Annotated in this window: 21 protein-coding genes; 7 read left to right on the top strand and 14 right to left on the bottom strand. The window is 45.7% G+C overall.

Features of this window, described 5'->3' with window-relative positions; translation table 11 throughout:
* Window positions 1–281 precede the first annotated feature (281 nt).
* The 5 genes from ACH59B_RS01750 (at window position 282) to ACH59B_RS01730 (ending at window position 6009) form a co-directional block, all read left to right on the top strand.
* Window positions 282–2627 (top strand): glycosyltransferase family 39 protein, encoded by a 2346-nt coding sequence (locus ACH59B_RS01750; RefSeq protein ID WP_404303200.1) that lies wholly within the window; start codon window positions 282–284, stop codon window positions 2625–2627.
* 17 nt (window positions 2628–2644) lie between these two features.
* Entirely contained in the window at window positions 2645–3736 is a 1092-nt protein-coding gene (locus tag ACH59B_RS01745) for a glycosyltransferase family 2 protein (protein WP_016820235.1), read from the top strand.
* A 3-nt stretch (window positions 3737–3739) separates the two neighbouring features.
* A complete protein-coding gene (locus ACH59B_RS01740; protein WP_019685881.1) occupies window positions 3740–4141 on the top strand; it encodes a GtrA family protein in 402 nt (133 codons plus the stop codon).
* 17 nt (window positions 4142–4158) lie between these two features.
* On the top strand, window positions 4159–5040 hold the full coding sequence (gene galU, locus ACH59B_RS01735) for a UTP--glucose-1-phosphate uridylyltransferase GalU (protein ID WP_017425700.1): 882 nt from the start codon (window positions 4159–4161) through the stop codon (window positions 5038–5040).
* A gap of 141 nt (window positions 5041–5181) precedes the next feature.
* Window positions 5182–6009 carry a class I SAM-dependent methyltransferase gene (locus ACH59B_RS01730; protein ID WP_016820232.1) on the top strand — a complete coding sequence of 276 codons (828 nt, stop codon included), beginning with the start codon at window positions 5182–5184 and terminating at the stop codon, window positions 6007–6009.
* A 167-nt stretch (window positions 6010–6176) separates the two neighbouring features.
* Here the strand turns inward: ACH59B_RS01730 and ACH59B_RS01725 are convergent, their stop codons facing one another.
* The 11 genes from ACH59B_RS01725 to ACH59B_RS01675 all read right to left on the bottom strand — a co-directional run bounded on the left by ACH59B_RS01725 (window position 6177) and on the right by ACH59B_RS01675 (window position 19719).
* The gene (locus ACH59B_RS01725) at window positions 6177–6923 is read right to left on the bottom strand and encodes a glycerophosphodiester phosphodiesterase (protein ID WP_045244966.1); all 747 of its coding nucleotides are present in this window, start codon (window positions 6921–6923) and stop codon (window positions 6177–6179) included.
* Between the two features lie 90 nt (window positions 6924–7013).
* Complete coding sequence (locus tag ACH59B_RS01720; RefSeq protein ID WP_045244965.1) at window positions 7014–8075, bottom strand: hypothetical protein; 1062 nt, start codon at window positions 8073–8075, stop codon at window positions 7014–7016.
* 23 nt (window positions 8076–8098) lie between these two features.
* The gene (locus ACH59B_RS01715; RefSeq protein ID WP_019685878.1) at window positions 8099–9994 is read right to left on the bottom strand and encodes an HSP90 family protein; all 1896 of its coding nucleotides are present in this window, start codon (window positions 9992–9994) and stop codon (window positions 8099–8101) included.
* Window positions 9995–10418: 424 nt separating this feature from the next.
* Window positions 10419–11933 (bottom strand): alpha-N-arabinofuranosidase, encoded by a 1515-nt coding sequence (locus tag ACH59B_RS01710; RefSeq protein ID WP_016820228.1) that lies wholly within the window; start codon window positions 11931–11933, stop codon window positions 10419–10421.
* 182 nt (window positions 11934–12115) lie between these two features.
* Window positions 12116–13705, bottom strand: a complete 1590-nt coding sequence (locus tag ACH59B_RS01705) for a S8 family serine peptidase (protein ID WP_019685876.1) — start codon at window positions 13703–13705, stop codon at window positions 12116–12118.
* A 146-nt stretch (window positions 13706–13851) separates the two neighbouring features.
* The gene (locus ACH59B_RS01700) at window positions 13852–14634 is read right to left on the bottom strand and encodes a hypothetical protein (RefSeq protein ID WP_019685875.1); all 783 of its coding nucleotides are present in this window, start codon (window positions 14632–14634) and stop codon (window positions 13852–13854) included.
* Between the two features lie 97 nt (window positions 14635–14731).
* Complete coding sequence (locus ACH59B_RS01695) at window positions 14732–15007, bottom strand: peptide maturation system acyl carrier-related protein (protein ID WP_019685874.1); 276 nt, start codon at window positions 15005–15007, stop codon at window positions 14732–14734.
* 13 nt (window positions 15008–15020) lie between these two features.
* Entirely contained in the window at window positions 15021–16145 is a 1125-nt protein-coding gene (locus tag ACH59B_RS01690) for a TIGR04066 family peptide maturation system protein (RefSeq protein WP_019685873.1), read from the bottom strand.
* Between the two features lie 11 nt (window positions 16146–16156).
* On the bottom strand, window positions 16157–17611 hold the full coding sequence (gene ccpM / locus ACH59B_RS01685) for a Cys-rich peptide radical SAM maturase CcpM (RefSeq protein WP_029514785.1): 1455 nt from the start codon (window positions 17609–17611) through the stop codon (window positions 16157–16159).
* 73 nt (window positions 17612–17684) lie between these two features.
* Window positions 17685–17870 carry a CLI_3235 family bacteriocin precursor gene (locus tag ACH59B_RS01680; RefSeq protein WP_080561119.1) on the bottom strand — a complete coding sequence of 62 codons (186 nt, stop codon included), beginning with the start codon at window positions 17868–17870 and terminating at the stop codon, window positions 17685–17687.
* A 106-nt stretch (window positions 17871–17976) separates the two neighbouring features.
* Entirely contained in the window at window positions 17977–19719 is a 1743-nt protein-coding gene (locus ACH59B_RS01675; protein ID WP_019685871.1) for an ABC transporter ATP-binding protein, read from the bottom strand.
* Window positions 19720–19935: 216 nt separating this feature from the next.
* Here ACH59B_RS01675 and ACH59B_RS01670 point away from each other — a divergent pair, with 216 nt between their 5' ends.
* On the top strand, window positions 19936–20523 hold the full coding sequence (locus ACH59B_RS01670; protein WP_045244963.1) for an RNA polymerase sigma factor: 588 nt from the start codon (window positions 19936–19938) through the stop codon (window positions 20521–20523).
* A 94-nt stretch (window positions 20524–20617) separates the two neighbouring features.
* On the opposite strand, the gene ACH59B_RS01665 is transcribed toward ACH59B_RS01670, so the two are convergent.
* Genes ACH59B_RS01665 through ACH59B_RS01655 form a run of 3 tightly spaced genes read right to left on the bottom strand, consistent with a single transcriptional unit; the run spans window position 20618 to window position 23665 of the window.
* A complete protein-coding gene (locus tag ACH59B_RS01665) occupies window positions 20618–21472 on the bottom strand; it encodes a carbohydrate ABC transporter permease (RefSeq protein ID WP_013368987.1) in 855 nt (284 codons plus the stop codon).
* A gap of 18 nt (window positions 21473–21490) precedes the next feature.
* Window positions 21491–22375, bottom strand: a complete 885-nt coding sequence (locus ACH59B_RS01660; RefSeq protein WP_025363776.1) for a carbohydrate ABC transporter permease — start codon at window positions 22373–22375, stop codon at window positions 21491–21493.
* 36 nt (window positions 22376–22411) lie between these two features.
* The gene (locus ACH59B_RS01655; RefSeq protein ID WP_045244962.1) at window positions 22412–23665 is read right to left on the bottom strand and encodes a sugar ABC transporter substrate-binding protein; all 1254 of its coding nucleotides are present in this window, start codon (window positions 23663–23665) and stop codon (window positions 22412–22414) included.
* Window positions 23666–24237: 572 nt separating this feature from the next.
* Here ACH59B_RS01655 and bglX point away from each other — a divergent pair.
* On the top strand, window positions 24238–26412 hold the full coding sequence (gene bglX / locus ACH59B_RS01650) for a beta-glucosidase BglX (RefSeq protein ID WP_016820225.1): 2175 nt from the start codon (window positions 24238–24240) through the stop codon (window positions 26410–26412).
* Window positions 26413–26421 lie beyond the last annotated feature (9 nt).

Genomic DNA, 26421 nt, shown 5'->3' with positions numbered 1-26421 from the left:
TTCCCTTTCATATTGGCGCATTTTTCTCACATTAAAAGTCGGTTCATTTCTTACCTGTATCTAATATACCTGAATCCTGCCGTAAAAAAAGCACCTCATCTCAGCTTTCAGCTAACGTTCAGGGAGCGCTCAGAACTCATTAAGGTACGTATGGCATGATAATAGCAAGCCGGTAGTTCACCGGGCCAAGATCGGAAGCGACTGGTCATTCCGCAGTCCTGAAGATAGCGGCTAGAACAACGGAATAAAAACAAAGAATTTTCACAGGGAGTGGAATGAACATGATTAAGAAATGGTTCAAGACCAGGGCGGACATCCCCCTGATCATCATTATGCTGATATCCGCATTTTTGAACGGATACAACATCTGGCAAGACAAATACGTAAACACCTACTACACGACGGCAGTAGCAAGCATGCTGCAGAGCTTTCATAATTTCTTTTTCGCCTCACTTGATTCTGCAGGATCGGTAACGGTAGACAAACCGCCAGTGGTGTTCTGGATTCAGACGTTGAGCGCCTATATATTCGGACTTCACGGATGGAGCGTAATCCTGCCACAGGCGCTGGCTCAGGTCGGATCGGTCTTGCTCATCTACTTACTCGTCAAACCGAGCTTTGGTACACTGGCCGCACGCCTGGCTGCCTTCGCCATGGCAACAACACCGATAGCCGTAGCGGTTAGCCGCACGAATAACATTGACGCTATGTTGGTCTTCACATTATTGCTCGCAACCTGGCTATTGTTCAGAGGCCTTAAAAATAGCAAAACTGGGTTGATCCTGGCTGCTTTTGCAGTCGTCGGCATCGCCTTTAACGAAAAAATGTTGCAAGCCTATATGATCGTTCCGGCGTTGGGCCTGTTCTATCTGCTGGCTTCCAAGTTTAACTGGAAACGTAAAGCAATTACGTTGGCAGGCTCGGCAGTAGTCCTCTTGATTGTATCGCTCTCTTGGGCAGTCATAGTGGACTCCACTCCAGCAGATGAACGTCCTTATATGGGGAGTAGCGGCACCAACTCTGTACTGAATTTGGCCTTCGGTTATAACGGCCTGTCCCGCCTGACAGGAGATCAGGGAACAGGTGGAAATCGTGGCGGTCAACGCTCAGAGCAGAACAACAACGCTGCAACCAATAGCAACAATACGAACACGGATCAGATCCAGACAACTCCATCATCCGACAGCACTACCACTACAGATGATTCTGGTGCCAACAACATGACAGCAGGCGGACCTGGTGCAGGTGGTCAAATGCCACCGGGCGGATTCGGTGGGAACGGACAAGGCGCTCCTGGTGGAGACGGACAGGGTGGTCCTGGTGGTGGCCCGGGTGGAAATTCCGGTGGCGGCATGTTCGGTACTGGTGAAAAGGGGCCATTGCGGTTGTTCCAATCTTCCCTATCAGGCCAAGCCAGCTGGCTACTTCCGTTCGTAATCATTGCTTCTATCGGCTTGCTTGCCGGTATTCGACGCCGTAATATCACACAGAAATATAAAGAGGTTATCTTCTGGCTCGCCTGGTTGATTCCCGTAGCTGCATTTTTCAGCGTAGCAGGTTTCTTCCATCATTATTACCTGATTATGCTTGCACCACCGATTGCAGCGCTCTTTGGAGCAGGGTTCGTAGAATTGTGGCAGCAGTATCGTGAGCGTTCCAACTGGCTCTCCTGGCTGTTACCCGTGGCAGTATTGGCAACATCGGTATTTAGCTGGTTCATTCTACAAAATTACAACGACACCATCGGTAGCGGCTGGTCCATCGCGGTATTGATCCTAGGGATCATCGGCACAGCACTCCTGGTGGTAGCACGAATGAAATCTGAGAAGTTCACAAGATATGCCATTATCGCAAGTGTACTTGCTATGTTTATCGGCCCTGTGTACTGGGCATTGACACCAATCGTCTACGGGGGGAACAGCATGATTCCACAAGCTGGACCGACTCAATTTGGCGGCGGCGGTGGCGGAATGACAGGCCGCAACGACGGCAACAGAGGTTCAGGTTTCAATGGACAACAAGCTGAAGGAATACAAGCGAATAACCAGAACAATAATGCAGACAATTCCAGCTCTGACGGAAATACTTCAAGCACACAAACAAGTACTGACACGGAACAGAGATCTTCTACCCGCTCCAGAGGAATGGGAGGCCCGAACGGCAGTCAAAGTTTAGATCAAAAAACGTTGAGCTACTTGCAAAAAAACAACACAGGTGAAACCTATCTTTTCGCAGCAAGTAATTATTCAACAGCCGCTCCTTACCTGATCGAAGCCGGACAAAAGGTAATTATTATGAACGGTTTTGTGTCTTCCGATCCGGTCTATACCGTCGATAAAATCAAGGCGCTGGTTGAAAGTGGGCAAGTGAAATACTTTATGATTTCTGGTGGCGGCGGTGGACCGGATGGCGGCAACTCCGAAGTCACTGCATGGATCAAGGAACACGGCAAAGTAATCCCTACAGATGAATGGAAAACAACAACAGGGGAAACAAGTACAGCAGCGAAAGCAACCGACAGCGGAAACGACACCACAAACAGCAATGCGAGCGCTCAGAATGGCCAAGGTGGACCTGGCGGAGACGAGCGTGGCGGAAGCGGTACTTTATACGAAATCACATTATAAATGAGGAGGAACTACGAATGAGTGAACCCATCCGTTATTCCATAGTTATTCCAATGTACAACGAGGAAGCCGTTATTACGGAAACCTATCGGAGGCTGAAACAAGTCATGGGCTCAATGGGAGAGCCCTACGAGCTAATCTTCGTCAATGATGGAAGTTCGGACCGCAGCGTCCAGCTTATTAAGGAATTCAGTCTCAGAGATGATACGATTGTATTGATTGATTTCTCTCGCAACTTTGGTCATCAGCTAGCTATTACCGCCGGGATGGATTATGCGGTGGGAGAGGCGGTCGTCGTCATTGACGCCGACCTCCAGGACCCGCCGGAACTGATCGTTGAGATGGCTAACAAGTGGAAGGAAGGCTATGAAGTCGTCTACGCCAAACGGCTCAAACGCAATGGCGAAACTCGCTTCAAGAAATGGTCTGCCAGCCTCTTCTACCGCGTTCTTAAAGCATCAACGGATATTAATATCCCGGTTGACACCGGGGACTTCCGCCTAATGGATCGCAAGGTCATAGATGAATTGAAACGACTGCCGGAAAATAACCGATTCGTACGCGGCCTGGTCAGTTGGATCGGTTTTAAACAAACCGCTGTTGAATATGAGCGCGATGAGCGGCTCGCAGGCGAAACCAAGTATCCGCTAAAACGCATGATCAAGCTCAGTCTCGACGGGATCACATCCTTTTCGATTAAGCCGCTCAAGCTGGCAGGGTATATCGGCGCACTTCTATCCATGTCCGGCTTCCTGTATCTGATGTATGTATTGTTTCTTAACCTTTTCACCGATTCCTATGTGATGAAAGGCTGGTCATCCATGATTAGCATCAGCCTGATCTTCGACGGGGTGATTCTGATTATCCTCGGTATTATGGGTGAATATATTGGACGGATTTATGACGAAACCAAAGCGCGTCCACTCTACATTGTCCGTGAGCGTCTGGGTGGACAATACGATAACGGTCCGACGCATGCTATGAAGGTTCCTGAACAACGCGACTCCCTGTACATGCAAGGAGCCCGTGACAGTCTGATTTCGGGTGCACGTACAGTACGCGGCAACAGCGCGGTATATACTGAACCCAAATCCGGCCATGGAGCCTAACCCATGAAAAGTCACATGGCCCAGCTGCTTCCTATGATCCGATTTGGCATCGTAGGTCTGGTGAATACGGGTGTAGATTATATCATTTTCATGCTGCTGGCTTGGACTGGAGTGCCGGTCGTGGTGGCGCAGATCATTTCGTACAGCTGCGGCACAGCCAACAGTTATATTTTGAACAGCAAATGGACATTCAGCAAACAACAAGCAAACAACACAAGCAAAGGTCAGTTACTCAGATTTATCGTCATCAACCTCATCGTATTGGGGATAACCTCCTTATTACTCCAAGTGCTTCACACTAAAACCGAGCTGCCGCTTGCTTTAGGCAAGCTGATCGCCACTGCAGCCGGAATGATCATCAATTATATCGGGAGCCGATACTGGGTGTTCGGTTCCCCATCCTGAAAGGAAAGTGAGTCCCTATGAGAAAAATTACAAAAGCCGTTATTCCTGCCGCCGGTTTAGGTACCCGTTTCTTGCCAGCTACGAAAGCTTTGCCAAAAGAAATGCTTCCCATCGTAGACAAACCAGCGATTCAATATATCGTAGAAGAAGCCATCAAATCCGGAATTGAGAGCATCATTATCGTTACGGGGCGTAATAAAAAAGCCATCGAAGACCATTTTGACAAGTCCGTAGAGCTGGAGCAAGTACTGGAGAGCAAGGGTAAATATGATCTCCTGCGTGAAGTACAAAGCATCGGGGGCAAAGCAGTCATTCATTATATCCGTCAAAAAGAACCCCTAGGGTTGGGGCACGCGGTACGCTGCGCCCGTCAGTTCATTGGCGATGAGCCCTTCGCCGTGTTACTGGGCGATGATATTATGAATTCCTCCACTCCGGCGATTCGTCAAATGATGGATGTATACGAAGCCACTGGCAAGCAAGTGGTCGGCGTGCGTACAGTGGAAGAACAGGATGTAAGTAAATACGGCATTATTGACTCTATCCGCCAGAATGGTCTTATTCATGAAGTCGGCGGGCTTGTTGAAAAACCCGCTCCAGCAGATGCTCCTTCGCGACAGGCCGTCATTGGTCGCTATGTATTGGAGCCTTCTATTTTCTCCATATTAGAGAACATGTCGACTGGAGCGGGCGGTGAATACCAATTGACAGATGCTCTGCATCAAGTAGCATTGCAGAACCAACTGCTCGCATTGGAGCTGGAGGGCACACGCTATGATATTGGTGATAAAGCCGGCTATCTGGAAGCGGTGCTCCACATGGGCATGCAGCGCGAAGATTTACGTCCAATGCTTGACTCTATGATGCGTGAGTGGGCGCTTGCTTCAATGATAAAATAGGAGACTTTCCTCCACCGAAATCCGATGATGTTGTGAAAACACAAAAGTAGCTGGTTAAGCACATAAACTTGTACAATGTAAGAGTACAGAACATCGGAATTTGTTCGGTCGCCCGGCCGAAGCTAAGGAGGAAAAGACCCTATGATTCCTGAGGGAAATCTGCAAAGTAATGTGGATCGTTTCAATGGCTTTGCCGACAACTACGATCAGCACCGTCCAGAAGCGCCATCACTCGTGGTGGAAATCATCAGCCGCTATCTGGATCGGAACGTAGAGCTAGTTGCCGATATTGGCTGCGGTACCGGACTTTCAACTTTCATATGGAAAGACAGCGCTCAGCGAATCGTCGGCATCGAGCCTAACCCGGACATGAGAGGAATAGCGCAGCGCAAGCTGGAGAGAGCAGGAACGACAATGGCAGGAGCTATTTCCTTCGAGAGCGGGTTCTCCAACAACCTGCCCTTTGAGGACAGCACTGTAGACGTCATTACCTGCTCTCAATCCTTTCACTGGATGGACCCCGAGAGCACGCTTCAGGAAGCAGGCAGGGTCTTGGCTCAAGGCGGTGTGTTTGCGGCCTTTGACTGTGACTGGCCTCCAGTGCTGCAATGGCAGATAGAGCAAGCTTATACAGAGCTTATCACCAAAGCAGATGCCACTTTGGAACAGGAAGCGCCAGTAGAGCAACGAGCTCATAAATGGAGTAAAGATCAGCATCTAGCTAATCTGCACCGCAGCGGACAATTTCGCTATACTCGGGAGATTGTCTTCCACAATCGTGAGCAATGTGACGCTGCTCGTTATACTGGGCTCGCTCTTAGCCAAGGGGGGATTCAGAGTCTTTTCAAACTTGGCAATCGAACACTTGATGACGATATAGCTCGCTTCGTGAAGCTGGTAGAGAATCATTTTGAAGGCAGAACACTGGATATCCTGTTCAGCTATCGTATGAGACTTGGCATCAAATAGAACGGGATCAAAATTGTCGTGATCATATTCTCTTCGGCTCAAGCAAAAAAAGACTCTCCTTGTCTCGTGAAAGCGAGTACGTAGGAGAGTCTTTTTTCATTCAATACATTTCTACTACTATTTCCGTACAATCTCTAGTAGTAGTGTAGTTTTGCTGCGCCTTCCTCTTAAGAAGAGTGGACAGCTAGAATGTGCGCCAATCGATCTGGGTAGTCTGTAATGATGCCGTTCACTCCAGCCTCCAGCAGACGTTCCATTTCTTCCGGCTCATTCACCGTCCATGGGTGGTAGACGACACCTAATGCCAAGGCCTCAGACACAGCTTCTGGTGTAACCACTTGCTTATAGGCATGAAGTGCTGTAACCCCGAATTGGGTTGCATATTCCGATGGGCGAACCATAATTTCAATATATAGCGCTCCCGTCTTGATCTCAGGGGCTATCTGCGCACAGAGCGCGAGCGATTCGTGATTGAAGCTGGATAAGATCACCCGCTCTTCCAATCCGAAACGCTTCACAGCGGCAATAACCTCTTCCTCCATCCCTGGATAGAGATGAACGCTATTTTTCAATTCCAGATTAATAATGGTATCCGAGGACTGGGCCAGTTCCAATAACTCATCCAGCATCGGTACCCGCTCGCCTCGGAATTTCTCATCAAACCAACTGCCTGCGTCCAGTTTATTTAATTCTTCCAGCGTGATATCTCTTACATCTAGTGGACAGCCTGTCGTGCGCTCCAGCGACTCATCGTGAATTAGCACCAAATGCCCATCTTGGGTACGCTGCACATCCGTTTCAATACCCGTTGCTCCCAGTTCTAACGCATGGCGGAAAGCCACCATCGTATTTTCAGGACATACCCCTGAAGCTCCGCGATGTGCAAAATTAATCACCTTCTGGGTCATAGTCACGATCTAATCCCTCCTGTCATTTCAAACAAGAACATTGTACTCGTTCATTGTTTGGGCTGTATAAAATATTCATCCCAGATGCCTGTTCTTCTACGCTGGTTGAACAATCTTCCCGATCCAATCCGAATAAAATGTATTCCCATTCCGTCGATCAAATTCGGCTGCTGCTGACTCTGCCAGAGGTTTAAAATATGCGATGATCTCTTCTAATGTACGTTCCTGTTTGCCCCATTCAAAAGACGCAGGCATCCGAATCAAACGAAGTTTGCTCGAAGTATCCAGCTTTTGCAGCAACCCCACCATCGCTGCGTAAAAATACATTTGCTCCAATCCGCTCTCATAGTCCAGTGCGATGTGCAAATGACGTTCCACCACTCCGATGCCTTCAATCGGATTTGCAACTGTCAAATACTCAATATGCTCTGCGATCGTTTTCAGGAAGTCTCGGTCATCACGAACCAGGCGATAGCCTTTGCGATACTGCTCCTTCGCCTGATCAACCTCGCCTTGACGATACAGCGGCAATAGCACCTGCGAGAGCGTCACATGCGGTACTTCTGCACATCTCATCCGTCCCGATAAAATCGGTTTTGCCACGGCAAGCGCCTGCTCGTCTTCTCCGGTCAAGTAATAGAACCGCACCATCTGGCTCTGCTCACAGGCTTCACAATCGCTCATACTGTCTGGCTCAATCACGCGGAACATATCCAGATACCGCCGTGCTTCATCCAGTTCCCCCATGTCCATCGCGATGCGGAACTTATAATAGTAATATGGACGCTCATTATACCCGTATTCGGCATAACGTCTGCGCATATCCTCCACCAAATCTTCGATTTGAGTCTTCGATATATTGGAAAAGCTGCACACCTTCCCGAGTATCCATTTGTAGTTCCACAACAGCTCAACGGGGTCGTACTCCTCTGGATTTTGGTCAAATTGACCCAGCTGCCATGAAAAAGCAATCAGTGATTTCAATGGATATCCGTTAAAAATAGCACAGTCTACAATCTCTCCCCGAATTTCATAAGCGAGCTCCTTCAAACCTGAAGTATCCGCCAAGCGAACAGCCTCTTCCAGAATCGCCAGCTTCGCCGCCCCTCCGGGCATATCCTGCGCCTGCTCCATCAATTCATATATCGTCTCTTCCATTTGAATCCTCCTTTATTACGCAATTACGTATTCTGTCCGTTCCCTAATCCCCAATTGATAAAATGCAGCACACTCCGGTTCATCAGCTCCAGCTCACTGCGGTTCATCGGATAGTGACCCATCATAAGTGCATTCACATACATCATTTCTGTGGCAGCCGTAATCATCTGTGTATCAGTAGCTTCAAAAATTCGCGCCACTACCGGGTTGTTGAAATTAAAATACAAGGTCGAGTAGCCCGCGTTCTGCTGGACTCCCGCTTTTAGACTATCTAGCACATTGGAAAAAAGTGAAGTTGTCTCTTCAACTGTGTGTTCCATGGAGCGCAAGGTTAGTGCATCCTGTGAAATGGTGTAAAGCACAGGCAAGCTCGCAGGCTCAAAACGCTTCAACTCAGCACGGCAACGCATTGGCTGCAATGCAGCATCCATCACACGCAGCACACCGTAATACTTTGTGTGCTCTTCCTGCGTCAGTCCGGTAAATGATAAAGATACATCCTCAGGGCTGAGTCGCTCTGTTTGCAGGGTAGCGTCGATCCAGTGCAGCTTATCCAAAATTTCTGCATCATAGATATATCCGCCATTGATCACCAGCATCGATTGCGCTGCCGCCACATGCGTAATCTGGCGATACTCATCCACGGTCGCCGTGTAATGGAGCGGACGTCCGCCCGCCTCTCGGATCAGTTCACTCAGCTCGCGCCGCCCAAATGTACTTTCGAAGGAAAACCAGCGATGCATAATCCGCAGAAACTCATCATCCTCAACCGCGAGCGCCTTCATGGACAGCTCATGCAAACGAATCCAGTGCTGCAAGCGGTCTGGCTCATATTCCGCCATGCGTAGCAGTTCTTCGCGAATACAGGTCCCCAATTCAGAACGAACCGCATCAAGCTGCTCATTTTCATAAAAATATTCACGTGATGCCGTTGGTTGCAATTCATCTGTCCAAATCAGGCTTTTAATGAAAAATGCCCATTCTGGCAATACATTTTCCGCTTTGTCAGACACGAGCATATGCTTCAGGTACACCCGATGCTGCCGCTTGCTGTTCAGATTAACACTGCGAGGCAAAATGAATGCAATCCCGCCTGTTCTACCCGATGCTGTCCGTAGCGGTATAAAATCACTGAAGCGCTCACCCATCAGACGATAGCCTAAATCCAGCACCTCACCGCGGCGGCTTCGTAATTGTTCCGGGTCTTGCATCCAGCTTGTCGATGGAAGATTGACCTGCTTGGTCTCCCCGTCTACAGACAGCAGGACAGGATAGGGAAGCAAGGCTCCATAATAAAATAAAGAATCTTTCACCTGAGCTGGCTCATAATAAAACTCGCTCCCTGGCTTGCAGCGCAAATAAATTTGCGTCCCTGTAGGCAGCTCAGTCTCTAATCGACGAATTGTATATGTCCCATCCGGCTTCCCTTTCCATTCCATAGAGACGCCTTCCTTCACCGAACGGGTCAGTACTACAATCTCATCACTCACCATAAAACAAGACAGTAAACCAATCCCAAAACGCCCGATAAATGAAGTCTCCGAGGTCAGCAAGTCAGCTCCCTTCTTGGAAGACTGCCCGATGATCGACAGAAACCGGTGAATGTCTTCTTCCGACAATCCAATCCCATTATCCTGAATCATCAATACCTGCTGGTCCCCGGCACCGGATAGCTCCACGATGACTTTGCCTTCATAGTCGTTACTCTCAAAAGCTGTATCTCCAAGAGTATTGTCTTCTTTCATTGGTTTACTTTCAGCAGCAGCCTTCCCCAGCTCCTTGCGAGCTGTGATCGCATCTGTTGCATTTTGCAGTATTTCACGTATAAACACTCGTGGACTGCTATATAAATGATTGGCCAAAATATCAATCATGCCGCCCAAATTCACTTGAAAACGATATTCGTCCGTTTGACTCATAGAGATCATTCCTTTCTCGAAATGCTACAGCCATCTTTTTTAATAAATAGCCACTTTTTAAAGTATAACGTGGATTCAAGTCGGATTACACACCCTCGTTTCAGATATCAATTCATTGACAACGGTATAACAGGGTCTTTTTTCACCCGGGAATGTCGGACCTGGGTCTAATTAACTTCACAAAAATGAATGAAGCACGAATACTTAGTGAATAAGGATCATCTTTGCCTAGTTAAATTTAGGAATAAACATAATATTTATTAAATTTATCTCTTCCTTTCGAGCACTAGATCAATGGAGGGACAAATGACTCATTTTATACAAAAAGCCCGCATTCCTGCTCTTGTAGTAGCCTTACAAGAGAGAATGCGGACTTATTAGGCATAGCCTAGTGCGTTCCTTTTAGAAAGAGAATTAATGAGAATTAATGAGACTTTGCAAGACGGATCACGTTCCACGAGGCTTTACCCAAATGGGCTTTTACAATTCCGTCTTCAAGCTTGGCATTGCCACCGTTATGAGGTGTAACCTTTTCACCAGCTGGGCTGTTGGTCGCTTTGAGATCATCATGTTCCAGCACAGTATGCTCGACAATGCGGTAACCCTCAAAACTGCGTACATCTACCGTCAGCTCCAGCGATTCAGACAAGTGACGGTTCACTGCAAAGACCGTCAGCGCATCTCCCTCTTCATCATAAACTACTGCGCTATCCAGGTAAGGAATATCTGTAAAGTCTTTGGAGTCGTATTTTTCGGAGTCCACTACAGGCATCAGTGATATCCCACGACCATAACGGGAGGCATGCAGATACGGATAGAAGATCGTTTGCTTCCACGCTTTTCCGTTATTTTCAGTCATGATTGGTGCAATAACGTTGACCAGTTGAGCCATACAAGCCATTTTTACACGGTCTGCGTGACGCAGGAACGTAATCAACATGCTGCCGACCAACAATGCATCTTCAAAATTGTAAATATCCTCAAGCTGCGGTGGTGCCACAGACCATGGATCAATTTTTTTGTCCGCATCATTGGAGTGGTACCACACATTCCATTCGTCAAAGCTGAGCATCATTTTTTTCTTGCTGCGTTTCTTCGCTTTGATATAATCACAAGTCGAAATTACTGTACGAATAAAATGATCCATGTCCATAGAACGTGCCAGATAATTAGCCGTATCATTGTCATGGTTGCCGTAGTATTGGTGCAGGGAAATATAGTCAGCTACCTCATACGTATGATCCAGTGTGGTTGCCTCCCATTCCGGGAACGTCGGCATCGTGGAACTGGAACTCCCACAGGATACAAGTTCAATGTCAGGGTCAATCAGCCTCATAGCTTTTGCAGATTCTACAGCCAGACGACCATATTCCTCTGCTGTCTTGTGACCAATCTGCCATGGACCGTCCATTTCATTGCCAAGACACCAGGTCTTAATCTTATGTGGCTGCTCTACACCGTGACTACGACGTAAATCACTCCAATAGGAGCCCCCTGGATGGTTGCAATATTCCACCAGATTACGCGCCGCATCAATACCACGCGTACCCAGATTTACCGCCATCATTACTTCGGAGCCAACATCCTGGGCCCATTTAAAAAATTCATTCGTCCCTACTTCATTCGGTTCGACCGTTCTCCACGCCAGCTCTAACTGTCTAGGTCTGGATGCGACAGGGCCAACGCCGTCCTCCCAATTGTAACCGGATACAAAATTACCGCCCGGATAGCGTATAATAGGAACATCTAGTTCTTTTACCAGTTCTTTAACATCATTACGGAAACCGCTTTCATCACTAGTTGAATGAGTAGGCTCATAAATACCACCATATACAGCACGCCCGAGGTGCTCTACAAAAGAACCATAAATGCGTTTATCGACTTCAGCAATACGAAAAGACTTGTCTACGATCATCTTTGCTTTTACAGCTGCTGCCACCTAAACCATCCTCTCTGAATGCGAAAATAAAATTTGTTGTACCTAAAGCTAACAAGCCATTTTATTAACGCTTTCAATATAACACACCATAATTAACATAGTCAATATTATTATTAAATACTTAATATATATATTAATAAAATAATATTAAACGATAAGTATTTGGTTACGTATTTTATATATCAGTTTACCAGTAGCTGCTCTAAACTTGTATAAAAACGACCTATATCTCCCTCGTTTAACTCCGGAAAAACCCATTCTTGCGAATATCGCTGCTCTGTCTGTATAGAGATTTGAATGCTGTCAGCCTCTGCTACAGATATCACAGAAAGCTCAATATCAACCACTGATACATCTTGCTCTTTGCTCCAATTTGAAATATGCTGAGCCTCTACGCAGAAAATGGCAATATCCGTATACGCACTATAAGCCATTGCCCCGGCAGCGATTATTAATGCCTGTAATCCATGGATTGCAGCTTTAAGAGGCAAATACTCCATATCATGCAGCATAGCGGTAGGCTGGTCTACCACGATCCAGCTTTGATATCCATCTCGGGCAAAGAAATCTCTCAGCACATGCAAAAAATATAGGATATCAAACTCCTTGCTATAATACATGCAAATAAGCGGAATGTGAGAAGCTTCTATCGCAATCGTCTCCTCCTGCTTTATAAAGAAATGATCCTCTTGCTGCCACCAGCGCAAATGGTCAGATAAAAAGGGCGGGGCAGGAGTGTGGCGTTGACTTGTAGAGATATAAACGACATGTTTTCTATAATGCACAGCCAATTGCTCCACTTCCTGCAACTCTTCTGGTTCCATTGTGCCCAGCAAGACAATCGTATCTGTCAGATCCCCACTCCATTTTCCCGTCCTAAAGGCTGAATCCGGCTGCTGCTCCTGCTCCCGGAGGATCGCTTGTTCGATGAATGCAGCTACTTTTGTGCGAGGAATTTGGGCTTCATATGGGGTCTGAAAATAATAAGGTGCTACCGAGCCAACTACGCCCTCCCCCTTAAACACATGTGCACGTCGTATCCAATCTGGATGTTTGTATTGGATTACAGGTAAATCCGTATCCTGTATCGGACGGTAGCTATTCTCATACAGTATATATTTTAGCTTCTCTATAGAAGGAACATGCTTGGACTGCTGCAAAGCTTTACACACCTGGGCCGTAACGAATGGAGTGGCATAGCTATTGCAATTGGAGCAGCGCACAATCCCTCCCGTTGAATCTACCAGTTCATGTCTGGCAAAAGCGGTAAATTCAATACCACTTGAATAAGCTTTTTCAGCATCATATGTATATTGCCCTACCATAAGTATGCCGCTTCGGTCACAGCGTACTCCAATCACATTAGCAAAAGAAGCCGGATAAGTAAGAAGCCCCCCGTTTTGTGCAGCACATACCATAATCAGTCCTGCTCTAGCTGCATCATTTACAGCTTCTCGCAGCATTTCTCGATCCCGATACTTTATGCTTCCCAGGCTCATATTCGCTACCTGTACCCCATGCTTTACACACCAATCCAGTGCGGCACAAAGCTGCACCGCATTTCCTTTTCTATCGTTCATTATTTTCACACTGCTAATCATCGCATCCGGGAAATACGTTTGTACAATAGCAGCACACAGCGTACCGTGATTTAAGCTACGCCCATCTTCTGCGCCCCCATGCGCTATTTCGACGTCGTATAATAAATGAGAGTTCAGGAAGTCAGCATTCACCCCATCGTCAATGATGGCTACATGGATCTTGGCATTCATTGTTTCTCCCCCTCCTCCTTCGGATCGCGAAATGGTTCTCACTGCTCTGTTCCATTTCATTAAGTAAGAGGAGGGTGCCTCTACGAACGTTAGCGTTCGTCTATAAGCACCCTCCTAGTTCGTGTACTATACGCAAAATAACTGGATCAGACTGCAATATTTACGTTCGTACCTGCAGCCTTCTCCTCTTTTTTAGCCGAATCCTGGTAGGCATTGATTTCTTGTTCAGTCCACACTCTGCCGGCCTCTGGACTTACCTCCTTCTCATCCTTTGGCTCATCCCGTTCAGTCATCGTCGGTGCATTATTCGCGGCTTCACTGATGCGCTCATTAATACTCGCTGCGATTCCCATAATTTCTCCGTCAAGCCCTTCTGCCTTCTCACGCAAAGCCGCTGATTTTGCAGGGTTAGTGCTTTCCCAGCCCTTAGCCTCGCTTCCCAATGTGATTTGTGCCATTTTAGCTATTTTGGCATTCTTCAACTCATTGTTTGCAGATACTATACCATGCATGGTATAGGTGATCAGATTCTGTCTCTGTTCCTCAGCAGTCTTGGGTATATATTGTTCCTTTTTACCTTCCTGAGCCTCTTTTTTACTGTCCTCATCCATGCCTAAGGCCTTTTTTTGTTCTTCCAGTGACTGTTTTTGAATGTTCTCATCAATTTGCTGAATCTGCTTATCGATCTCCTCCATTTCAGCCTTTACAGCTTCTGGACCGAGACCACGCTTGAGGGCATTACTTACATAGTCCGAACGCCTCTCCATTAAATTTTGCTTTTGCTCTGTCAATTGTTGAATAATCTTGTTTTGCGGCTTGCCTATACTCTTTCTTTCAGCCTGCGCGGAAAGTGGATGCCGTAGTTCAAGTCGGTTGTTATCTGCGGTGCGGAACGGCGATTGGTGAGATGATGTAAAAGATACATTCATCCTAAAACCTCCAATTCTCTTCTAATAAGTGATTCTAGAGGTATATCGGATTTTTTTGTATGTTTTTGTATGTTTTATCATCATTTTCACAAATCCTTCATTCCTTTTCCACTGCCAAGCAATCCTTTATCGTCTCATACAAGCTGTTATATGTAAGCAACCCCCCTTCCAATATACGCTCCTCCGGAATTTGGATGGCGAATCTTTTTTCCACCTCAAATAATAGATATACCAGATCTCGGGGAAACAACCTCATTTCTGGCCCTAATAAAGTAGCCTCTTTATTGATCTCGCTCGCTTTGATGTTAAAAAGTTCCCCAAATACATTTTCCAGCTTAGCTCGTGTTTCTGTTACATCCTGAGTAAAGTTCATATTCTTCCCTCCATTAGAACTGAGCTACATGATGATCGACCGAAAAATAGTGTAAAATGTCCTCCGTCAGCTTGCCCATATCCTCATCGCTAGACAGATTGAGTATAGGCACGGGATAACTGGAAAACTCTTGTTTTTTCTCTTCCACAAAACGAGGATTAACAGAAGCATATTGCAAATTCACTGAGGAAGAAGAATAGCTATCGAATACATTGTTACTCAAGGCGTATCCCAGCAATGAAGAGGAAAAGCGATTTTCCATGTATTGTTTGACATGCTCCAGGTATTTTAGATTATATTCATCATAATGAAGACAACAGATCAGCCCATCGGGTCTAACTGCACGGGATGCCAAAAATGAGGTTACTCCAAAATAATTCGTGAATGTGTTATTAAAAGGAACAATCCCGCCTGGGATACCTACGAGTATCAAATCCGGCTTTTCACTCTGCTCTATTTTTTTCAAATATCGATTAAACATAATAATCTTTTGCGTCTCGGTCATCCCGCCCTCAAACATAAACTGCGGGAAAGAATGCGCACCTATCAGCTCTCCGCATCCGTTAGATGTCACTTGCGATACCTGATATCCTTGTGCTTCAAGCTTCTGCCGGATGTTAAGCTGCAAATTAAGCTTATGGGTTCGCTCGTTCAGACCTATTACAAACAAAACCGGTGTAAAAAAATCATGTATGGCGGAAGACGGGTCCGGTGGTGAAATATGTTCCGTGCGCACATCAAATGTATTTTTTAAAATCAGCTTGTAGCCATGCTCCTCACCGGGCTGAATGAGTTCCATACATGAGTCTGGCAAAGTGAAATTAAACATAACTTTTTTTCCAAGTTGTCCAGCCTTCTTGATCACTGGGAGATACACCTCAGCTACATCCAGCTTGAAGTTAGATTGTACCAGTAAAATGTCATCACAGCTCTCTAATTCCTGTTCCAAGCAAGACACCGGCTTCACGATAAGGCCTGTTACTTGTCCCTTGTCCACCACACAGGCATCTTTCCCGATCATACCCGACCCTTGAAAAGAAATAAGTACAACTTCCCCATAACTTCCTAATAAGTTCAAGTTTCTAACCAGAGCTATCGTTTCATAATCAAATGGAAAAATGATTAATTTATTCGTCATGGAGACACCCCTCATGCTTTTTCAAAATCAAGGATCGTATCCTCAGAGAAATCATATCCCAGCTCATTCATCATGCAAAAATCAAGTAAGGTATGCCTGATATCATTCTTAACTACAGAGCAGTGACTCAGCTTCTTTTCTTTAGACAAGGTGTGCAGATCATCTGCTACAGCCACACATAGCGTACAAAAACGGAAGTTCCAGCAGTCTTTACATGCATCCTCCGTAACCGTCCCTACATTTAAAATTTGGCTGATTTTATCTATTTCAAAGCCAGTGTCCACCTTTCCAATCTGCACGACCTCCGACTGCTCACTCACCCGTTCGCATGGAAACAAGTTTCCATGTACATCAGCAAACAGGCGTTGAACACCGGGCACACAGGGTCCGCCATGATGTGCTTCTATAGGCATCCCCGCCGAAGGCTTTCTATAATGAAACATTCGGAAATAAATCTGAATATAATAGTCTTTAATCAGTTTGGAGACATGGCTTTCATCTACTCTTCCAAACTTGGAGAGCATCATTTTAAAAACCTCATAACCCCTCTGCTCAATAAATTCATTCCTGTACAAGATTTCATCCTTCACATAAGCATCATTAATGTAGGAAGACCTCACACTGTACAGACTTTCGAACGTTTCATAGTTCGTATAAAAGTCGTTAATGCAACCAAAATCATTGCGAGTATCCAGCACCACATTAAAATTAATCCATTCAAAGAGAGCAGGGTAATTCCTTTTAATTTTGTCTACATTGGCAATGATCGTATCGAACGAGCCCCGCCCGTTAACAGCAAACCGTCTGTTTCTGTCATGATTCTCCTGATCTCCGTCCAGACTGATCGTCAGCACAAAATGATGCTCATCCAAAAAGTCCAAAATCTCTTCATTAAGCAGCGTACCATTGGTCGTTAAGTGAAAACCCACATCTCTGTATGCTACCTGCTCCTTGATATATTCAACACATTGCTTGATCAAAGGGAAATTAATAAGCGGTTCTCCCCCATAAAAACCAAAGTCCAAGCGGTCACTGTCCACTGACCGATCAATGACAAAATCTATACACTTGCGCGCTGTCTCAAAATCCATCATCAGACTGGTATGACCCCGATTCTCATATCCTCCTGAATACACGCAATAAGAGCATCTAAGATTGCAATTTTGAGTGACCTGCAAAGTTAGGGTCTTCAACTGATGCTGAAGCATATGCTCCAAGTGCTTCGTCTTCGGATGCATCATAATCTGTGGACGCTGCGAAGATAAAAATCCGTTATCCAACAAGTCACGGATATACTGCTGCAACTCCGGTGTAGCATCCATCTCATCCAGGTCGAAACTGGAATGCGAATTCAGAAAATGATAAGCCTCCTCTTTAATCCGTAAGATTAAATTGGTATTTACATCATATACATAATGGTGGAGTCTCGTCTGAAACGTGTATATAAAAGGTTGGCACATGTTCATGATTCACACCTACTCTGTTTTGATGTGGACAGAAGAGCCTGCAATTTCCAGGCTCCTCCATACAAATATAAACTTAATAATTACCAATTCCCGTTCCATTATCTCTGCGATAAGAACCGTCACTTTCTCGCGATGTATTGGAGCTTCGAGTCAAACTGCCAGCACAATAACAGGAGCAAGGACAATAACAGGAACAACCACAGCCAAATGCCTCAATCGTGTCGCCTACATTCGTACTTCTTTTCACAAGCTTGCGCATGTAAAACTACTCCTCTCATTTTTTAATATGATTAAAACGGGTGTTCACCCATACTAATTCCTTACATAGTGTTAAATCACACGATGAAAGCGTTTGTTTTTTTTCATCATTTTATGGGGACCTCTTCTTTCTCTGATATCCATCCTCTGTATTCCGTATGACAGGTCATAAAATGTGAATGTGTTCCGATTTGGAGTGGTTTGCCACGTTCCAACAAAATAACTCTATCGACATGCGCTAATATCTCACTGTGATGGGTAACGATCATTACGGTCTTGTCACGCAATCGGGTCTTCAACAATTGTTGGACATTTAGCCTGCCTGCCACATCCAAATGGGAAGTCGCCTCATCGAGAATATACAATGGCGCTTCTCTGACCAATGCCCGGGCCATGGCTATTTTCTGTCTTTGCCCTCCCGACAGCTTGGAGCCATTCGAGCCTATTGGGAAGTCATCTGCGAAGCTGTGAACCAAATCTTTCAGACCAACCTCCGCGATAATTCCCTCTATCGCTTCATTACTGACTTCTGTGCCTAAGAGGATATTTTCAAAAAGAGTAGTATCAAATAAATATAAATGCTGGCTGACCAAGGCTATCTGACTTCGATACTCATCTATTTCATAGCTTTGAACGTCCATGCCGTCATAAGTGATCATCCCCTGATCAGGCTGGCTGAACCTCATCATCAAATCCAAGAGCGTAGACTTTCCTGCCCCGTTTGCTCCTATGATAGCTATCTTTTCCCCCCGGGCAATCCTAAAGTTCACGTCGGATAGGATCGGCTCATCCTTGGTATATGAAAAAGAAACATGATGAAACGAAATGTGGTCCTCAGGAGGCGGCTCAGGGAGAACAGACGCAACAGGGACTGAATTAGATGTCTCTTCCTCTGCCCAATCCAAAAACTGATAGTATCGCACGGCAGAAGGAACAACTTCGGCCAGCATGTAGCCAATGTTTAAAATAGCGAAAATGGGAGTGGTAACATAAGCACTGTAAGTAACAAAGGCAAAAATACCACCTACAGTGAGCTGTAAACGAAAAATAAGATCAGCTCCAACAACATACACAAGCATCATCAGAAGTTGAATTACAATCGATTCTGAAGCGATATTCCAAGCATCCAGAAGAGACAGTTTCCGTTCCGAATCTACAATTCGCCGCTGTTTGGATGAGAATTGCTGATGCTTACCAGGGATAAGACCAAACATCCGCTGCTCCTTCATACCCCCGACAGATTCCCCAAACCACTGGGCAAAATTACTGCTGCCTTCAATCAAATCCCCCACCAGTCTTTTTCTGCGCTTCACAAAATACTTCACTACAACATATTTGATAGGCAAAAAGCACAGCACAATTACAGTCATTTTCCAACTAATAAGCAGCAGACCACATAAACCACCAATCATACTGAACGCCTGCATAATAGTAAAAAACACTCCACTATCTGTGATCCTTGAAACATTACCTACATCTGTACTAATCTGGTTCAACAGTTCAGCTTCGTTGGTTCGTTTAAAATAGCTCATTCGGACTCTTGTCAGATGCAGATACGCCTTTTCAAATAAGGAAAAAGTAACCTGTGCGCTTAAGCCTGCCCGAAAGAATTCTTTACACACATTCAGCAGCTTGTCCAAGCAAACGATGAAGAACGCAGCAGAAGTGTACAGGACTACAGCCCGCATATCTCCTTTCAAGAGACCTTGATCTACAATAGTCTTGCTTGTCAAAGGCAACAATATATTCAAGCCCGCTGATACGATGAGACATGTCACAATGATCACGACTGTCTTCAAATGAGGTTTAAAGGTTGCTGCCAAGTGTTTGTATACTACAGAATCCTTCATCCTTTTCCCCCTTCAGCTGGTGCGCCCTCTCCCCCTATTAACTAATTCCGTATCGGAATCAAAATCACCTTAAAATATCTCTTAACTGTTCTAGTAATTCCACATTTGCGAGATTAAATATGATTTTTGTCATTCTTCAAAATTGGTATTAATGTATACGATTGGAACATGTAAAAGTCATTTATCTTTTTATCCGTCCAAAGGGGGCTTGAACAAATGCCGACCATGATGGTTACTGACTGTTGCAAAGAGGATCAATGCAGAGGTAGTTCCAGATGCTTTTACAAAAAAATTTGTGAACTGTATCTGAGTGAGGTATATCGGTTCTGTATGCATTTAATCAAGAATCAATCTTGTTTTAAATTTATGGCAGAAGAATGTACACAAGATACTTTTGTAGCGGCAAGACAGCAATTGGTCAAGCTCAAGCATCACCCCAATGTTAAGGGATGGCTGTACCTTACGGCTAGGAATCTCATATATAAATCATTTAGGTGCTACTATACGCAAAGAAAGCATGAAACTACGCTTGAATGTGAGAAAATATGTGGTTTTTCGAATTCGGTAGAGGAGGAGTGGGAGAATCAAAAGCTGGAAGATGTGGATACGGTGATTGTTAGCATACTGACGCAGCTTTCCAACATTGAATATACGCTCTATCAGGATTACTTTTGTCAACAACTGCCTGTTTCCTTCCTCGCTGAAAAATATAATATTTCAGTTACGGCGACAACGACCCGGATTTACAGACTAAAACGAAAAATTCGTACATTATCCCATCAATATTGTCTAACTCATATATAAATATATCCATGTAAAGCAAAAAAACGGAGCTTCTCTCCTAAAGAGAAGCTCCGCTACTCGTTCTGGTGACTAAACTTGCTTTCACCCTATACCCCTACTTAATTCCCGAAATTGTATAATTCTCGATAATATACTTTTGGAAAATAATGAAGATAATCATAATCGGAACGACCATAAAGGTCGAACCCGCCATTTGCAGGGCAAATTGACTTTCGTTCTGTCCCTTGAGCAGTGATAAACCTACGGACAAGGTGTACAGCTTCTCATCGTTCGCAATAATGAGCGGCCATAAGAAGCTGTTCCATCCACCGATGAAGGTCAGGATCGCCTGTACCGCAATAATCGGCGTCGAAATGGGCAGCACGATTTGTAAAAAAGTGCGGAACTCCCCTGCTCCATCAAGTCGTGTCGCCTCCAGCAGTTCTTCCGGGATATCGGACATGAACTGCCGGAAGAGGAAGATTGCGAACGCGCCCACCAATCCAGGAAGCACAATCCCCAGCATGGAATTGGTCAACCCCATCTGGTTTAGAATCAAATAGACGGGAATCATCGTCACTTGACCTGGAATCATCATGGTTGCCAGCACCAGATAGAACAGGAAACCTTTGCCCTTAAACTGAAATTTGGCAAAACCATAACCCGCCATAGCGTTAAGGAATAATCCGAAGAAGGAAGCTAGGACAATGATCAGCGTATTCGTCAGGTAGGTTCCAAACGCCATGCTATCGAATAGGATTTTAAAATTATCCAGTGTAAAATGCTCCGGCCAGATGGTTGGAGGAATTTTGGTTACCTCGCCCTCTGTCTTAAAGGAGGATAAAATCATCCACGCAAAAGGCAGCACCATCAACAGACCTCCCACAGTCAGGAGAATCGCCACGAACCATTGAAATGTTTTTTCACCACTGCGCGTATTGGCGCGGGCTTGCTGAACAGCTGTTTTCACGCTCATCACCTCTCTCTATCAGGACTCCGCTTTATTTTGCAAACGGAACTGAATCAGCGTTACCGCGATGATCGCGAAGAACAGAATGAACGATCCCGCCGCGGCATACCCGAATTTACTAAATTGGAAGCCGTTATTGTAAATGAACAAGGATGCCGTCAGCGTACCGTCCAGCGGTTTCCCTTTGGTCATGACAAAAGGTTCCTCGAAAAATTGCAGCCAGCCAATCATCGTCGTAATGGATACGAAGAAAATAGCGTAACGAAGCTGCGGCAGCGTAATATAACGAATTTGCTGCCATGTATTGGCCCCGTCAAGCTGGGCCGCTTCATAATAAGAGCCTGGAATGCCTTTAATAGCCGCAATAAAAATAATCATGTTTAAACCGATGCCCCGCCAAACCGCTAACACAATCAGCGAAATTTTCGCTACTGTTGGATCGGTCAGCCATGGGACGGGACCCAAATTCGCCAGACCAAGTACGTAGTTGAATAATCCAAGCGTCGGATTATACAGATAGCTCCAAACCACTGCCACCGCAACCACATTCGTTACGGACGGCAGATAGAACACGACGCGGAATACTTTGAAAGCACGTGATTTACCCATGTTAATCAGAATCGCGATGCTGAGTGAAAATATCAGCACCAGCGGAACGCCAATGATAACAAAGAACAACGTATTCCCAATGGACTTCAAAAAGGAAGGGTCCAAAAGCACGTTCGTGTAATTTTCCAATCCTATAAAGCGAATACTTTCATAATTAACGAGTCCGGACAGATCCATATCCGTGAAGCTGATCACGAGCGCCAGTAGTATCGGCAATAACGAAAACAGCGTTAACAGGATGATGGAGGGACCGATAAACAAGTATGGCGCAAGCTTCTGCGAGCTTCCTTTCATGCCTTCACTCCCTTTGACAATGACGGATATGGATCATTATTTTTTCATTATACTTGCAGCCTGCTGATTAAAGTCATCCATTTCCTTCTGTACATCGGCATGACCGCGGTAAATACGCTCAAAGCTCTTGATGAATTGTTGAGAAACCTCTTCCCATGCAGCCAGTTGCGGCAATGCTGCGGAATGATCCAGCTGTTTGCGAATCGTCAGAAGCATCGGATCACTCTTCAGTTTGGCATCTTCCCACGATTTAGTAGTCGCAGGCAAGTTACTGGACAGCTCCATCCATTTCAGTTGTGTTTCTGGTTTGCTCATGTAAGCCAGGAATTTGGCCGACTCCTCTGGGTGCTTGCTGAATTTCATAATTGAAAGGTTGGCTCCACCCAAGACGGATAGGTTGTTTACTTTGCCAGGAAGCTCCGCAATATTCCACTTGCCTTCCAGTTCTGGTGCCTTGCTCTTGATTTCTTTAATCATGAAAGGACCGCTGATAAACATTGGAACGATCCCCTCGCCTTGCAAACCTTGAACGGAATCAATTCCAATATCCACTGCGTTAGAGCCATTTTGGAAAAAGGTATTTACATACTTCACAGCATCTACAAACGGTGCTTGGTTGAATAGCGGATTGCCCTGCTCGTCAACCAGCTTGGAACCGTTCTGGAGAGCAAACATAAAGCCCATGGACTGCTCCTTTGCACTAAAGGAGATACCATATTTGCCTTTACCCCGAGCCGCTAGCTTTTGAGCAGCATCGGACAGTTCCTCCCACGTTTTAGGTGCTTCATTGTATCCAACCTGTTTTAGTAGGTCCGAACGATAGAATAAAACTCGCGTTTCAGTGTACCAAGGTACGGCGACCGGTTTAGCTTCAAATTGAGCCGTACTCACAGCGCCCTTGAAGAAATTTTTCGCTTCAAGCTCAGGGTATTTGCTGATGTAAGGCGTGATGTCTGTTAGTGCACCCGCAGATGCTAATTCCGGCACCCATGATGTACCGAGCTGGACAACATCTGGACCTGATTTTGAGGCAACCGCCGTGAGCAATTTGTCGTGAGCGTTATCCCAAGGCAACGCCTGTACATCAACGTGAATATTTGGATTTTCTTTTTCAAAATCTTTTACAATTTCAGGCAGCAACTTCCCTTCCGCTCCCATTCCCCACATGGTGATGGTCGTCTTGCCATTTGCATCTTTGCCCGACGAATCATCCTTGGATGAACAACCTACCAGCGCACCCCCCAGTAATAAGGTGCTTGCCAAAATGATCCCCAATGTTCTTTTCATCATACGAATTCCTCCCGAGATGATCAGTTTACCGATCATGCAATATGATAACGGATTCAAGCACATGAATTTTGCAAAAATTCAATAAGCGACTTCCAATGACCAAATATTGCAATTTGGAGCGACTAAAATCGAATTTTGCAAAATCCTGATACATGCAAATACATAGCAGTTAAAGCATACCGTTATAACAATTATGTTTAAAGCCTAAGGACCATACTCATCAATAGAAACGTTTCGATAGTCATTATAGAACAAATTGAAACCGTATTCAATAGGGATATTATTTTTTATTTACTTAGAATCACATCTCTTTTTCATTTATTTCAATCTTTATTACGCTATTTGTCCTATAAAAAACCCCCGTTTTGCATTTGACTCTCCATTTGGAAGCGTATATAATCCAACTGAGTCCAACAATAGAAACGTTTCGATTAATAATACAACAGAAGATTATGCTTCTATACTAGCTATTAGCCTGTTCAGCACTTTTTTGAATCAACTTTATCCAAAAAATCTCATGAATCTGAAAAAGAGAGCTGTTTTACCAACCATACAGCTTACGGAGGATTATGATGGAACAACACCTGAATTCCTATTTACAAAACATGACTCTTGAAGAAAAAGTTGACCAACTGCTTCAGCTTGTGGGTGGCTTTTTTGAAGAAGCGGGTACAGAGGGCCAAATTACTGGGCCTATGGCTTCTCTCGGCATCACAGAGCAGACGGTTCACAACGTTGGTTCCGTGCTCGGCCTTGCAGGAGCCCAGGAAGCAATTCGTGTTCAGCAGGCTCATTTGAGTAAAAACCGTCTGGGTATCCCGCTTTTAATTATGGCAGATATTGTACACGGCTTCAAAACGATTTTCCCTATACCGCTGGCTATGGGTTGCTCATGGGATATGGAACTTGCAGAAGAGAGCGCTACTATCGCTGCTCGGGAAGCAGCCGTATCCGGTGTTCACGTCACATTCGCTCCTATGGTCGATCTGGTACGTGACCCACGCTGGGGTCGTGTAATGGAATCTACTGGGGAAGACCCTTATCTCAACAGTCAATTTGCCCGTGCGTTTGTGCGCGGATTTCAGGGTAATGATCTGACGAATGATACCGAGCGGGTAGCCGCATGCGTGAAGCACTTTGCTGCTTATGGAGCCGGTGAAGGTGGACGTGATTACAATACCGTAGATGTATCTGCATGGCAGCTGCGAGAGTATTATCTCCCTTCCTACAAAGCTGCTTTAGATGAAGGCTGCGAAATGGTGATGACGTCCTTCAATACCGTAGAAGGCGTAGCGGCAACGGGCAACAAGCGCCTGATGCGTGATCTGCTTCGTGATGAATGGGGTTTTGACGGTGTGCTCATTTCGGATTGGGCCGCGATCAAAGAGCTTATTCCTCACGGCATCGCCGAGGATGAACGGGAGGCAGCAAAAAAAGCATTGCTGGCAGGCGTAGATATTGAAATGATGACCTCCTGCTACAATGGGCACCTGCCTGAGTTGATTCGCAGCGGACAGCTGGATGAAGCGCTCGTTGATGAAGCCGTGATGCGTATATTGAAGCTCAAACAAAAGCTGGGCTTGTTCGAGAATCCGCTACGCGGCGCAGACCCTGAGCGTGAACGTGAAGTCGTATTCTGCGAAGCCCACCGTGCGGTTGCTAAAGAACTAGCCATTAAATCATGCGTGCTGCTCAAAAATGATTCTGTGCTTCCATTGAATCGCAATCAACATATTGCATTGATCGGGCCTTTTGCAGAGAGCGGCGATATTCTGGGCTCTTGGTCATGGAGCGGTTCACAAGAGGAAGCCATTCGTGTTGTTGATGGATTCCAATCGAAAATATCCTCCTCGCTGCTCACGGTGGCGGCAGGATGCTCTGTAGACAACATAACAGAGGAGCAATATGCAGAAGCTCTGCATGCTGCCAGTCAAGCAGAGATCATCGTACTAGCGCTTGGCGAGCGCTCAGATATGAGTGGTGAAGCAGGCAGCCGTTCAAATATTCGCCTGCCGCAGGCTCAATTGGAATTGGTGAAACGCCTGAAGACACTGAACAAGCCCATGGTAGCCGTATTGTTTAATGGTCGTCCATTGGATCTGCACGGCGTCATTGAAGAAGCAGACGCTGTACTGGAAGCCTGGTTCCCTGGTGGCGAAGGCGGCGCGGCAATTGCCGATTTGTTATACGGTGATGCTGAACCTACGGGTCGTCTGACGATGTCCTTCCCGCAATCGGTCGGACAGGTGCCAGTGTATTACAATCATTTTAATACTGGACGTCCGCAGTTAGATCCGAACACAACAGAACGCTACGTGTCTCAATATCTAGACGTACCGAACGAACCTTTATTCCCGTTCGGCTATGGCCTGAGCTACACCGATGTAGCCTATGACAGCTTACAACTTTCAGGCGATACTCTTATTCCCGGTCAAGAACTGACCGTTAGAGTGCAGGTAACGAACACAGGAACACGTCCAGTCGAGGAGACCGTTCAGTTCTATGTCCGTGATATCAGCGGTGATACGGTTCGCCCCATGAAGGAACTGAAAGATTTCTGCAAAATCCTGCTTGCCCCAGGCGAAAGCCGGGAAGTGGAGTTTACATTGACCGAGCCTCAGCTGCGCTATCATCATGCAGATTTGAGCTTTGACAGTGACAGCGGTGAATTCGCCGTCTTTACAGGACCTAACAGCCGAGATACTACTGAAGGCCGTTTTCGGTTAGTAAAAGAAACAGGAAAGTGAGGCGTTCCC

This window comes from Paenibacillus sp. DP01 (assembly GCF_044784315.1).
Classification (GTDB): Bacteria; Bacillota; Bacilli; order Paenibacillales; family Paenibacillaceae; genus Paenibacillus; species Paenibacillus polymyxa.
This window is presented reverse-complemented; position numbering and strand designations above follow the sequence as displayed.